The sequence below is a fragment of the Bacteroides sp. LFL-34 genome, from assembly GCF_027257075.1.
GTDB lineage: Bacteria > Bacteroidota > Bacteroidia > Bacteroidales > Bacteroidaceae > Bacteroides > Bacteroides ovatus.
The window spans coordinates 16,013-29,303 of record NZ_JAPQKZ010000050.1 but is presented as its reverse complement, the minus strand read 5'-3'; the positions used below and the strand labels follow the sequence as shown (position 1 = coordinate 29,303).

The 13,291-nt window shown below is 36.4% G+C and carries 11 protein-coding genes; 9 read left to right on the top strand and 2 right to left on the bottom strand.

What is annotated here, in order from left to right; all coding sequences use genetic code 11:
- Positions 1 to 145: 145 nt before the first annotated feature.
- A complete protein-coding gene (locus N5O98_RS22565) occupies positions 146 to 2,923 on the bottom strand; it encodes an AAA domain-containing protein (RefSeq protein WP_118161501.1) in 2,778 nt (925 codons plus the stop codon).
- A gap of 249 nt (positions 2,924 to 3,172) precedes the next feature.
- Between N5O98_RS22565 and N5O98_RS22560 the strand changes: the two genes are divergently transcribed.
- Both N5O98_RS22560 and N5O98_RS22555 read left to right on the top strand, forming a co-directional pair.
- A complete protein-coding gene (locus N5O98_RS22560; RefSeq protein ID WP_229115816.1) occupies positions 3,173 to 4,213 on the top strand; it encodes an alcohol dehydrogenase in 1,041 nt (346 codons plus the stop codon).
- A 15-nt stretch (positions 4,214 to 4,228) separates the two neighbouring features.
- Positions 4,229 to 4,705, top strand: a complete 477-nt coding sequence (locus N5O98_RS22555; RefSeq protein ID WP_004310965.1) for an arsenate-mycothiol transferase ArsC — start codon at positions 4,229 to 4,231, stop codon at positions 4,703 to 4,705.
- A gap of 14 nt (positions 4,706 to 4,719) precedes the next feature.
- Here N5O98_RS22555 and N5O98_RS22550 read toward each other — a convergent pair whose 3' ends face one another.
- Positions 4,720 to 5,562, bottom strand: a complete 843-nt coding sequence (locus tag N5O98_RS22550; protein ID WP_004310964.1) for a TrmH family RNA methyltransferase — start codon at positions 5,560 to 5,562, stop codon at positions 4,720 to 4,722.
- A 670-nt stretch (positions 5,563 to 6,232) separates the two neighbouring features.
- Here N5O98_RS22550 and N5O98_RS22545 point away from each other — a divergent pair.
- From N5O98_RS22545 to N5O98_RS22515, 7 genes are all read left to right on the top strand, one after another.
- Entirely contained in the window at positions 6,233 to 6,439 is a 207-nt protein-coding gene (locus N5O98_RS22545; protein WP_018666066.1) for a helix-turn-helix transcriptional regulator, read from the top strand.
- Positions 6,436 to 6,774, top strand: a complete 339-nt coding sequence (locus tag N5O98_RS22540) for a HipA N-terminal domain-containing protein (protein ID WP_117959070.1) — start codon at positions 6,436 to 6,438, stop codon at positions 6,772 to 6,774. Before N5O98_RS22545 ends, N5O98_RS22540 begins: the two co-directional genes overlap by 4 nt.
- Positions 6,767 to 7,699 carry a HipA domain-containing protein gene (locus N5O98_RS22535; protein WP_187576603.1) on the top strand — a complete coding sequence of 311 codons (933 nt, stop codon included), beginning with the start codon at positions 6,767 to 6,769 and terminating at the stop codon, positions 7,697 to 7,699. The genes N5O98_RS22540 and N5O98_RS22535 overlap by 8 nt, the downstream gene beginning before the upstream one ends.
- A 51-nt stretch (positions 7,700 to 7,750) precedes the next feature.
- On the top strand, positions 7,751 to 11,248 hold the full coding sequence (locus tag N5O98_RS22530) for a hypothetical protein (RefSeq protein ID WP_018666069.1): 3,498 nt from the start codon (positions 7,751 to 7,753) through the stop codon (positions 11,246 to 11,248).
- Complete coding sequence (locus tag N5O98_RS22525; RefSeq protein WP_018666070.1) at positions 11,226 to 11,675, top strand: response regulator transcription factor; 450 nt, start codon at positions 11,226 to 11,228, stop codon at positions 11,673 to 11,675. The genes N5O98_RS22530 and N5O98_RS22525 overlap by 23 nt, the downstream gene beginning before the upstream one ends.
- Positions 11,630 to 12,916: a phosphorylase family protein gene (locus N5O98_RS22520; RefSeq protein WP_229127995.1), complete on the top strand. Its 1,287-nt coding sequence runs from the start codon at positions 11,630 to 11,632 to the stop codon at positions 12,914 to 12,916. Before N5O98_RS22525 ends, N5O98_RS22520 begins: the two co-directional genes overlap by 46 nt.
- 84 nt (positions 12,917 to 13,000) lie before the next feature.
- A complete protein-coding gene (locus N5O98_RS22515) occupies positions 13,001 to 13,210 on the top strand; it encodes a helix-turn-helix domain-containing protein (protein WP_025068811.1) in 210 nt (69 codons plus the stop codon).
- Positions 13,211 to 13,291 lie beyond the last annotated feature (81 nt).

Below are 13,291 nucleotides of genomic sequence, written 5' to 3'. Positions count from 1 at the left end.
ATAGTGCTGTCGTACTTTAAATGAGAAGTAAATGTAGGCATTATTATTGATGTGATTGTTATAGTTGGAGTAAAATTTATTCTTTTGGTTGTTAGAATATGCAGAAACTCCTATTCTAACAAAAAAATGATTTGCAATGAACATTCTAATGCAAGTTTAATACTTCGCTTAACTTATCTCCAATAATTTTCTTCTCATTACTACCGATAGTAGACAATCTTACCAACGGAATTCCGTACAACTCTAAAATATGATCCTTTTTAATATCGCGTTCTGACTGACTTGTCCCCGATTTGTGGAATGTATAACCATCTGTTTCAATAGCCAATACCGGTTGTTTACTCACACGATTATAAATTAGAAAATCAATATGAGTATTTATATTTGCAGCATATTTGCTTTCCTCTTCATTCAATAGAGAATAATCCTGAATCAACATATAGAGTGGTAAATGGCAAATGATATTCAAATGACGCATATTGATATTTTCTTTCAGGATATCTTCGAGTAAGGCAAATGTAAGATTCTCGGAATCGTATTCGGATATTTTCTTGTGTTTTTTCAAATAGGCAATTCGAGCATCTGTATATTGCTCATATAGATAATCGAATATAGAATGAATCTTACTGGTGGAAACAGTACCATTGTTATATTCGATATAAGCAATCAAATCGCTGATATTGCAGTCTTTGGGTTGTTCGTTTCCCGATACGACTAAATAGAATTGTGATTTAGCCCGCGAAACAGCAACATTGAGCAGGTTGGGATCGTCGGAAAAGGAAGTGATGACATCGTCGACAGTGGTCATAATGATAGCATCCTTTTCTCTTCCCTGAAATTTATGGACTGTTGCGACATCAATATCCTCTTCAAGTGCGGATTTTACTGCATCTACTTGTTTGTTATATGGAGCTATGACGCCAATTTCATCTGTTTCATAAGATAGATTCGGTAGTACTTCCTCTTTGATAACATCTATTTCCCGTTGATTCATGTGGCTGCGGGAGTGGTTACCTTTGGCTGTCCGTATGGCACAGATGACATCCTCTTCTCCTTTATCACGTGTCATGATGACAAGATCTCCACCATAAAATTTCTGATTACAGAAGTTGATAATTCGGGGATGGCATCGATAATGTTCCCGTAACAAGGTCTGCGGTACATTTGGAATAACTTTGCAGATGGATTGCAAAAAACTCATATTGGCACAATCATATTCCGGTTTAATCAGGCAGGCATTAGCGATAAAGTTTAGTTTTTCTTTATCTTCTTCCGTGACCACATTGGGAAGTTGCATGGTGTCGCCGACAATGATTGCATTTTTAGCACATGACAAGGCTAAAGCTCCGGTTTCAACGGAAACCTGCGATGCTTCGTCCATAATGATATAATCATATACGGCATCTCGCTGTAGACTGCTTAATGATGAAAAGGTCGTACTTAATATAATAGGGTATTCTTTTTGTACCTCTCGCCAATTATTTCTTAGATCAGGGAGCGTAAAGATGGGCTTGTCATGATTATTGCCATAGGTCTGAAATAACTGATTCTTTAGATATTTCATTGATGTATCAGCCATTTGTCTAGCCATTTCTGCTGCATCTTTGTTGGCAAGTTCCTTTTCTAATGTGTCTATTTCAGCTTCCAGCTCTGCATACTTTGTTTGGTAGAATAAGATTTGGAAGTCGGCGATAATCAAACTCATCTCCCGTTTATAGAAATTTTTATCGGGGATTTTACAAATCGTTTTGCTCCTGAATTTAAAGAAGAACCATTTCAACCGTTGAATAAAAGCTGCTATTCCCCGAAGACTTGATGATTGTTCTTTTTCTGCAAATTGTTGACATTCATTCCATAAATTCAGAAGGTCTGCCGAACTGGAACTTTTCCGTTGTTGGAAAGTAAATTCTTTTGTTCCGAACTCTTGCTGATAATGTTGCCACTCTATTTTTAAAGCTTGTATTTCCTGTCTTGCCATGGCAAGGCGTTCCTGTTTGGAAAATATGCTTTTTAGTTCTTCTGTCTGATGATGTATCTGATCGAGAAATTGAGGTTGGTCGGCATCCACATCATGCCATGACTCAAAGTTCTCCGGATATTGTTTTTCCTCTTCTTGATTCTCGATGAATTTCTCTTTGTTAGCTGTGCTGCCAAGCAATGCAACAATGAATCCCATATCGTATTTGGATAACTTCTCAAGTACATTGACGATGGCGGAGTTATTATTAGATACTACCTGAACAGTCTTACCACGCACAAGGATATTGGCAATGATGTTCAGAATCGTTTGGGTCTTTCCGGTTCCCGGAGGTCCTTGCACAACACTGATTTGATTCTCAAAAGCTGCCTGGACTGCTTTTTGCTGGCTTGCATTACAACCGAAAGGAAAAATCAAGGTTGAGGTAGTCCGGGTCTGCATTTTATATTTTTGAGGATTCAGATATACAGCAATAGCTCTGTTGTTTGCGATGAAATGAATCTTTTCATATTGTTTTGCCAATAGCTTCGTTCCGTCATCAGCTTTCAATTCGTTCGCATCGGCAACTTTCTTCAAATATTCGAATATACTTTTCGAACGACTCTCTCCCAAGCATGATTCGATAATTTTTAAGTCCTTTTCTCTGTAATCATACTCTTTACCATTCTGAAAACAAATGTGCCAATAGCTGTGTGATCCGGCTTTGAAAATAGATAAGGCTTTAATGTTTGATAAAGTTCTCCCTTTACTGATTATTTGATAATTATTGGGGTCCGGTTTGTCTGGATCAGTCAGCCAAAGGACATTTTCTTCTTTATAAGTATACGCACTAGGAACATTTTGGAATACTATCTTATAGCTGCTATCATAATTCTGGCAGCTTTCTATTTCGGGAGTCCTGATTTGACCTTTTATAATAATCAGATTTTCGGAAGTATCTATCATAGGCTTGTGTGTAAATATAATAAGTCGTGCTGGTGTTTTTATTTATTATTTTGGATATAAAAGTAAGAATATTTTCCAGAATATCAAAACTGAAGTAGAAAAAACAGTGAATGACTTTATTCAGCTTTGTATTGTTATAAATATAGAGTGAGATTCGGTTTGGGAGTATTGAACGTGATAAAAGAGATTTGTTTTGCCAATGAAATCATTATCTTTGCAAGGTATATATTAATGAACGAGGAGGATATTATGCTTGCATACACATATATTGAACACGGAAAGTTTGAATTGCAGGAGAAAGCAAGACCGGAAATAAAGGATTCACGGGATGCAGTCGTGCGTGTAACACTTGGTAGCATCTGCACCAGTGATCTTCATATTAAACATGGCAGTGTGCCGCGTGCTGTGCCCGGAATAACTGTCGGGCATGAGATGGTAGGTGTGGTAGAACAAGTAGGGGCTGATGTCACTTCGGTGAAGCCTGGTGACAGGGTGACTGTGAATGTCGAAACTTTCTGCGGTGAGTGTTTTTTCTGTAAGCATGGATATGTGAATAACTGTACTGATCCTAATGGCGGTTGGGCTTTAGGTTGTCGAATTGATGGCGGTCAGGCGGAATATGTCAGAGTTCCTTATGCGGATCAAGGTTTGAATCGTATTCCGGATACAGTGAGTGATGAACAAGCTTTGTTTGTCGGTGATGTGCTTGCAACAGGTTTTTGGGCAGCATGCATCTCGGAAATAACCGCGGAAGATACTGTTCTTATCATCGGTGCCGGACCTACCGGGATTTGTACTTTGTTGTGTGTGATGCTGAAGAAGCCAAAACGCATTATTATCTGTGAGAAGTCTCCTGAAAGAATTCGGTTTGTCCGCGAGCATTATCCTGATGTGTTGGTGACTGAACCGGAAAACTGCAAGGATTTTGTTCTCAAGAACAGTGACCATGGTGGTGCAGATGTCGTTTTGGAAGTGGCAGGGAGTGACGATTCCTTCCATTTGGCTTGGGATTGTGCCCGTCCTAATGCTATTGTCACGATTGTAGCCCTCTATGATAAACCACAACTTCTTTCTTTACCTGATATGTATGGCAAGAATTTGGTTTTTAAAACAGGTGGAGTGGATGGCTGCGATTGTAACGAGATTCTCATGCTGATTGAGGAAGGTAAAATTGATACTACTCCTCTTATTACACATCGATTTCCGTTGAATGAGATTGAGGAGGCCTATCGTATCTTTGAAAACAAATTAGATGGAGTTATTAAAGTAGCTATATCAGGAAATAAATAAAAATAGAATTTGTGTATGAAGAATATACTTATAGTAAGTAATAATGATATGTGCCGCAGTCGTATGGCACAGGAAATTTTGAACTCCTTCGGTAGAGGGATGAAGATTAGTACTGCCGGTATTTTGGCTGGAAATTCTGTCCCTGACGTTGTTTGCCAAGTGATGGAACAAAATGGATATGACTTTTCGCGTAGAAAGCCCTGTGATGTTGCGACGTATGCCCAACAGACGTGGGATTATGTCATTACCCTTTGTCCGGAAGCAGAGGAAGTGCAAAAGGAAATACAGGGTGTAGTGAGAAAATACGTTTCTTTCAACTTTACAGATCCCTTTCAGGGAGGAATTCATGTAGAAGATGAGCAGGAAGAACGGGTTAGGGCACTATATGACATCATGCATAAAGAACTGTATGAGTTCTTTCGAAGTGAATTGATGGAAAAGTTGTTACCTCGCTGTTCCTGTGGCGCAAATACGTATTGTAGGTGTGAGTAGGAATATAAGTAAAATCATATATGTACATCATCCGGTGATGGTGGCAGATCTGTGTCATTTTGAACGCGAAGTTGCCAGAAAGCAATAGCGGATGCGGCGGCTACATTGAGAGAATCGACACCGTTTGCCATAGGAATGCGGACTACATAGTCCGCCTCATTGATTGTTTCGTTTTGAAGACCATCCCCCTCTGTTCCCATTACGATGGCTAACTTGGGTTCGGTTGCTAAGATAGGATTATCGATAGAGATTGATTTCTCCGTGAGTGCCATAGCGACTGTACGGAAACCCTGTTTACGCAACTCATTGGGAGAACCGTCCAACCAAGTCCATGGTATCAGGAAGACAGAACCCATCGAAACCCTGACTGCACGTCGGTTTAACGGATCACAAGAATTGCGTGTTAATAATATAGCATCTATTCCCAAGGCGGCTGCGGAACGGAAGATGGCTCCGATATTAGTAGCGTCTACCACGCCCTCAATGACTACGATCCGTCGAGCTTTCCGACACACCTCCTCTACACTTGGTAGTGCCCGACGACGCATGGCACAGAGGACACCGCGCGTCAGTGTATATCCGGTCAATGTGGCAAGTAACTTTCTTTCACCGGTATAGACAGGTATATCACCACAACGTTCAATGATGCCAGCCGCATCACCAGTGATATGCTTCTGTTCACACAAGAGGGCTAAAGGCTCATAACCAGCATTCAGAGCTACATGGATAACTTTGGGGCTTTCTGCAATAAGCAATCCCTTATCAGGCTCGATACGATTCCGTAATTGAGCTTCGGTGAGGGTACTGAATATTTCTACTCCGGAGTCTGTTAAGGATGATATTTCTATAATGGGCATAGTGATTTCTTTAAACGATCTATTTTATTGCAGCAATGATAGTATGCGCTTCTTACTTACCGATGCAGCATATTTACATCACTGATTATCAGTGGCCATTCATTTTAATCGGTACAACCTCTGTTTTGACAAATACACAGAATGTAGGGACAAATGCAAATCGTTGTGTTTCATTGTTTTGCATATACGTGTTGTACCGCTTCTTTTTAGCCCTTTTGTAGAATGTCCGCTATCAGATACAATGTATTGAGTGATAGGGCATTTCCGCAGGTATGTTACAGAACGCTTGTTGGACGCAAAGATAGTGGTTTTCTTGGGATTTCTGTGGTTTGCGGTGTGGTTTTTCTTCCCAAGAGGGTACTTGATAATAGAATTGATCATAGAACTAGGGAACTTTTGTAGAATACACATTTGATTCGCTTGAAAAAGTGTAGAACAATTGGTAATATTCGTTTGGAAAAGTGTAACAAATCTGTTTTATTCGCTTAGAAAAGTGTAAAACTATATGCGTTATATTTGTTTTTAGCCTTAATATTAATGTCTCAATCTTCATTAGATTATACCCTGTCTGATATAATTGCTATAATAAACCAATAAATTATACCCATACTGATATAATATCGAATATTTGTGCTAACTTTGTACCCGAAGAGGTGTAAAGTATGATGCTATGAATAATCTTTCTACTACGGTCAAAATGTTGCGAAAGCAATATAATCTGACGCAAGAAGAACTCTCGTTGAAGTCGGGGGTGGGGTTGCGCTTTGTGCGAGACCTTGAACAAGGCAAAGAGACGCTACGTCTCGACAAGGTGAATCAACTTCTTGACTTCTTTAATTATGAAATGGTTGCCACTCAAAAAAACAGTAATCAATGAGACAAGCCCATATATTTTATAAAGACCAATTGGCTGGTATTCTGACTGAAAACGATGCTGGATATGAATTCCGTTATTTACCAGAATATATCTCTCTTGAAACGGCAAAGGCTGTCAGCCTGACATTGCCTTTACAGGCAGATGCATATACAAGTCCTGTGTTGTTCCCATTTTTCGACGGTTTGATTCCTGAAGGATGGTTATTGGATGTTGCACTGCGGAATACTGACATAAGTATTCTTGACCGGATGTCGTTGCTCTTGACCTGCTGTAAGGATTGTATCGGAGCGGTAAGTGTTGTTCCTATGGAAGAAAAGGAGGTAAGCCATGTGTAATTGTCTGTATTGTTATCGTCCGCTCCTGAGGGGGGAAAAGGATATGCATCAGGCTTGTTTAAAGAAGTTCTTCGGAACAGCAACATTGCCTGTTCTTGATTATACGACAGAACAACTTGATCAGCTTGCTCTGCAAATCATTCAAGATCAAACCTCTTTGACTGGTGTTCAGCCGAAGTTGTCCTTGCATTTGAAAGAGCATGAGGGCAGCAAACGATTGACTATTGTTGGTCTATGGGGCGGTTATATTTGTAAACCACAGACCTCGCAATATGAAATGATGCCTGAGGTTGAGGATTTAACCATGCATCTTGCAGAGGTGGCACGTATTGAGGTGGTTCCTCATACGCTGATGCGGATGGCTGATGACACGCTATGCTATCTTACCCGTCGGATTGACAGAACTTCTGCCGGAGAGAAGATTGCGATGGAGGATATGTGCCAACTGACGGAAAGGCAAACAGAGCATAAATACAAGAGCAGTTATGAACGTATCGGCAAGGCTGTTTTGAAATACTCGTCTTTACCCAAAATGGATGTTACCAATTTCTTCGAGTTGGTGCTTTTCTCTTGGTTGACAGGAAATAACGACATGCACTTGAAAAACTTCTCTTTGTATGAGATGGCGGATATGATACGTTTAACTCCTGCTTACGATTTATTAAATGCGGCTATCATTAATCCCAAGGATGATGAAGAGTTGGCATTGACCTTGAATGGTCGGAAGAAAAAACTTCAAAGAGAGGATTTTATTAGGTCAGCAGCCACGCTGGGTATAGAGAATGTGATTGTAGAGCGATTGATAAATAAGTATGTCAAACTATTGCCCAAGTTTGAGACTGTCATTCAAAGCTCTTTCCTAAGTGCTGAATTAAAAGAAAAGTATGGCGAATTGTTGAAGGAACGGCTTAAACGACTTTTATAGGCATCTAATAATACAGCAGAAACTTAAACAGTAAATTATTACACATGTAATATGATAAATAAGCAATTTATTCCTCAAGTATTACCTCCAAAGGTTAAGTCATCTTGGAAAGATTATCAACTAACAGAAGCTTTCCTTTCAATGAAAGGTGATAAGAAAAAATGGTCAGAGATTGCATTTACATTGAAGTATACAGGAAACAATACTTTGATTAATTTGACATTGGGTAGTCTCTTTAAATCACACCCTATTTTAAATAGTGTTATATGGGGAAATACAGTGCCCAAACGGATAGAAGAACTTGGTACAGGTTGGAATCGTTATTTCTATAAACCTCAATCAGTAGAGGTTGAAATCAACTGGGTGTTACAGTGTTTGAAGAAACATAAAAACATTTTAAAACAATTCGTTTCTTTACGTGACAAGATTGAAAAATACATTCTTTTGGGAGAGTATTCGAAAGCGGAATCATTATTAGAAGAATCTTTAAGGAGTATAGGATATACTGTTTGGTATTATGAGATGCGACTAACTATAGCTGGGCTTCAGAATGATCTGTCAAAAGCCATTGGAATTATTAGCAATTTTAATACGATCCATAAAGATTTAAAGCGTGGAATTGTTCCAATAATATTATCAAATATATTTTCAAGGAGTCAACGTTCCGTTCCTTCTTACGAGTATGATACAGAGCTGTATTCACGGTATAAGAAAAATAGAACTGAATTCCAAAACGATCGCTATAATTACTATTTATTTCGTCTGAACTATTATCAAAATTATAACATAGACGATCTTTCTGTCGCATTAATGATGGAAAGTTTGAATTCTGTGATAGATAGGTATATATTGATGGATTATATTCTGCGATCTTATAAAATAAAAAATGTAAACAATGATGGTATTGTAAGTGATTTTGCTACAATGCTCTATGACATAACCTCAGATCGCCGTTGGATGCCGTATATTTTACTTAGTAAGTGTGAAAATTTGCCTAAAGAATATTACGATAAAGATTTTATATCCATACTTGATAAATATTATACAGGAGAATATGATGATGTGATTTCTGAATGTAAAGAATTTATTTCTAACAAACCATATCATTTTGATGTCCTAAAGTTATATTGTAGAGCTTTGTTGTTCAAAAATAATGGTTTTAAGCAAATAGCCAATAATGCTGATTCTGTTTTGAATGAAATTGCAAGTTTGATTTATTCTGTTATGACCGAACAAGACAATGCCGTGAGTCTTGATTTATTGTATCAACGTTGCAAAAACTTGTACGGTTTAAGTTTTGCATGTGGATTAGATTATTACATAAAAGAAGAGAAAAAGTGGGATAAGGATCCGTGGCTCCATTTATCAACTATGAGTTGTTTTGATCCGCTTTTTACTACTACTTTTGAGGATAATGCAGAAAAGCTGATTTATTTGGATTGGGGGCTAAAACATGGTGAAGGATCAGTTGTTATTCCATATCAAAAAAGAAGAGTAGAGAAATTAACTACAGAGGAATCAAAAGTTGTTGCCTATATACGTGAAGTAGATAATGCGAAAATTACTTTTGAAAACAAAGAATATGAAAAGGCAATAGTGTTATGGAACTCCATAATTGAAAAAAACACTGAATATATACCTACTGTACAAACTGCAGTTGAATATACATTTATGTCGTACATAAATATGGGGGTAGCATATCGACAAAAAGCTATCCGTTTTTATGTAGAGAAGTATATTGAGAATAAAGCTTTTGTGTCAAAAGTAGATACAAGACAATTTATGATGGATATTAAGAATTCAAGATATGAGGGTTTAAAAAATGATATTGATTTCCTAATATTTATTTTATTAAATGCAGAGAACTATCCTCAAAAACAGTTTGTATTAGAAAGTTATTGTAAATATGAAAATGCAACATATCCGTCAGATTTATTGGATAAACTCAAAAAGAGAGATCATAGGAAAGTAGAGTTGTTTTTATATTTACTTGTCACAGATGATTTATTGTATCATCACTATAAGCTAAAAAGTACATTAGATGTGCTTGATGAAAAAATAAAGATTGTCAGCTATCTGAAAAGTGAATTTCTCCCAAATGATCTATATTCCAATATGTGTACGGAATTAATGCATGAAATAGTTGCATACAGAGGAATGAAAAAACTAGATGATAGTAAGATTTTTGTAAATGAAGATGCGATAATGAAATATGAACTATGTAAGATTGACGACTTGTATGACAGATTTAAAAAACAGGCAGCCTTGGCTCGCAGTAATAGAGTTTTTGTACTAGTTAATGGTAGTGATTTTTCGCATAACAATGCAGCAGACTTAATTGACGATATTGCTACTTATTCTAACAATGCGATTGAAGAAGTTGCCCTTCAAATTTTTAATGTAATTAGATATGCATTCTTGAAAAGTAGATTTGGTTTAGGAACATATTTAAGTACACGAATTCGGCATGGGGTATTTGAAGGGGAATTAAGATCCGATTTTGAACGATTGAATCTTATATTAAATCAGTCGGGCCAACAATATATGCCTTCAGATTATTGGTCCGTTGAGTATTCTTTAGATTCGGAAATGCGTAAAAACTTGTATCAAGCACAAATGAAATTTTCTCAAAATATTGATTTTCTTATATCTACGTTTAAGGATTCTGTTATTCAAATTCGTGTAGATGAAGACGATGGAAGGCAGGGAGAATTTAATTATGCTGTAAACACGAAAGAATTATGTGATCGCTTGATGGATATTGAATCTAAGACTCAAGATCGGGAATCATTTTGTAAGAGTGTGATGACTTATCTTTGGGAAATAACAGAAAAACGATTGGAAATTATTAGAGAGAGAATTACGGATCAATTAAAGCCAGATATATTTAGATATTTGCAAACATTAGAACTTTGCATTGATTCTCTTTCTGGTCATAACACTTTGACTGCAGATTTAAAAACGGCAATTAATAATGCAAGAGCAGCTTTGACCAATAAGTTAACAAAGGTAGAAAACTGGTTTCATAGACAGGAAACGAAGTTTGAAGATTTTGATATTGAGAATCATATTCGCATGACTATGGAACAAGCTGCAAGGTATTACTCAGATGTTCAATTTGAAATGAATGTAAAAATGGTGTCTCTGCCTGCTCAAATACGTTCTGAATATAGTTCTTCTATGTTTGATTTATTTTTTATTTTCCTAACAAATATGTTAAAATACAGCAAGGAAACAAATCAGAGAATTTTTCAAATCAATTCTCAAATGCTGAATGATGATATAATAAAAATATCACTGATAAATGATCTTCAAAGTAATATTCAAGAAAATGAATTGAATCATCTTTTTGAAAAGAAAATGAATGATATTGCAAAATTACAGCAGGAAGGTGGCAGTGGCTTGGTGAAGGCTATGACTATTGTAAAATATGACTTTGGTAACACGAATAATACTTTTACAATTAAAGCTATTGAAGGTAAGTGTGTTGTTAATGTATTGTTTAATATAAAAGACATGCTAGTTGATGAAAAAAATATTATTAGTTGAAGATTATGAAGAGAAAGCAAGTAATATACTTGCTTTTCTTAAGCAAGAGTTTTCTAATTATAAAGTTATACAATGTACATCGTATAATTCTGCGCAAGAAGAAATATTTGAACACGGGAGTGATTACTCGCTGATATTGTTGGATATGTCTATGTCAACCTATGATTTGTCTACAGATGCAAGTGGTGGATTACCTGAGCCTTCTGCTGGTCAATATATTCTTGAAGGAATGTTTCTTCGACAAATTATGACCCCTGTTATTGTTGTTACAATGTATAACGTATTTGGTCGTAAACAGTTGGAGGCTTTTGATATTGATCTTAAGAAAGACTATCCTCAAAATTACAAGTCTTATGTGTACTATTCTTCGCAAAAAAACGATTGGAAGAATCAATTAAAAAAACAAATAAAAGAAATTATAGCATGATCCAAATTTTAATATTAGACGATAGTCAAGATAAGAGAAACTCACTTAAGTCTGTTATCCAACCTTTATTTCCTCAGGGTGAAATAGTGATTGATGAGGCAAGTTGTTTGGTTGATGGTAGAGAATTGCTTCAGACAAAGGCATATGATATGCTCATTCTTGACATGGTGCTTCCTGAACATCGGGAGGGTTTAGAAATTGAGATGAATAGACGTGGTGGCGTAGAGTTGTTGGAGGAAATATACATTAATCAAAGTATAAAGAAGCCAATCCAAATAATTGGCTTGACAGAATATGAGGAAGAATTTTCTGAACAACAGAAGGAATTTAAGGATAAATTGTGGTATTTGTTGTTTTATTCACGTAAGAACAACGAATGGAAGATTCAACTCAAAGATAAAGTCTGCCAGTTAGGACAAATGAAGAAAGATCTAGAAGCATCTATCAAAAATGATAGTATTTATGATTTGGGAATTATTTGTGCATTGAATGAGGAATTTATAATGATGCAAAAGGCATTTGTTGGGTGTGAATGGGAAACTATACAAGTTGAAGGACTTCCATATGTATTTAAGACGACCAATATTACAAGTAGCCATTTAAAAGATTATAGTATTATAGCAGCATGTGCAAATAAACCAGGTATTTGTGCAACTTCAATTCTATCCTCTACCATGTATAATCATTTTGGAGTAGGTACAATTTTTATGACAGGTATTACTGCGGGGATAGATAATGGTGATATCGCATTAGATGATATTATTATAGCTGATGCAATACATGATTATGCTTCGGGTAAACTTAAAGAACAGGTGTCTGGCGATATTAAATTCTTGAAAGAAATGAATCAGATACCTGCAAATCATAGTTTGATTGCATTGGTGGCTGAGTTTATATCAGATCCTGTACATTTAAGAGATATAAATGACTCCATTCATGATGCTAATCTAAAAGATGAAAAATCAAATGTGTCTGCTTGTATAGCCAAAACAGTCTGTGGTCCTTTTGTTGTTGCTTCTTCGTCTGTCGTAAAAGACTTACAAGAGGACGAGCGAAAATTACAAGCACTTGATATGGAGGGATTTGCTCTTTATGCAACAGCTCATACTCTTGGCAAAAAAGCTCTTTGGATTAAAGCTGTATCTGACTTTGCCGATATAAAGAAAGCTGACGGACATCATAAAACTTGTTGTTTTGCAAGTGCTACTTTCTTATATGAATTTATTAGAGAAATGCTATAAGTAAAAGATGTTTCGATATTGGCAAGGCAATTCTGATTATTGAATATAATTCACTATATTTGCATGACAAAATCGTATCAAAGAATGAAACTGAATAGAATAAAGGCAGTCCTTTTAGAAAAAGGCATTTCTCAAACGTGGTTAGCCAAACAGTTAGATAAGAGTTTTAGCATGGTCAATGCTTATGCTTGCAATAGGATTCAACCTAATTTGGAAACGCTTCAGCGGATTGCCGAGATTCTACAGGTTGATTTGAAGGATTTGATAACTGATAAAAAGGAAAGACTACAATAGAACTTAAAGCGATTTTGGTGGTCTTAGATGTATTTAATCTATATGAGGTTGAAAATACACTGAATGTCAGAATATTAAATA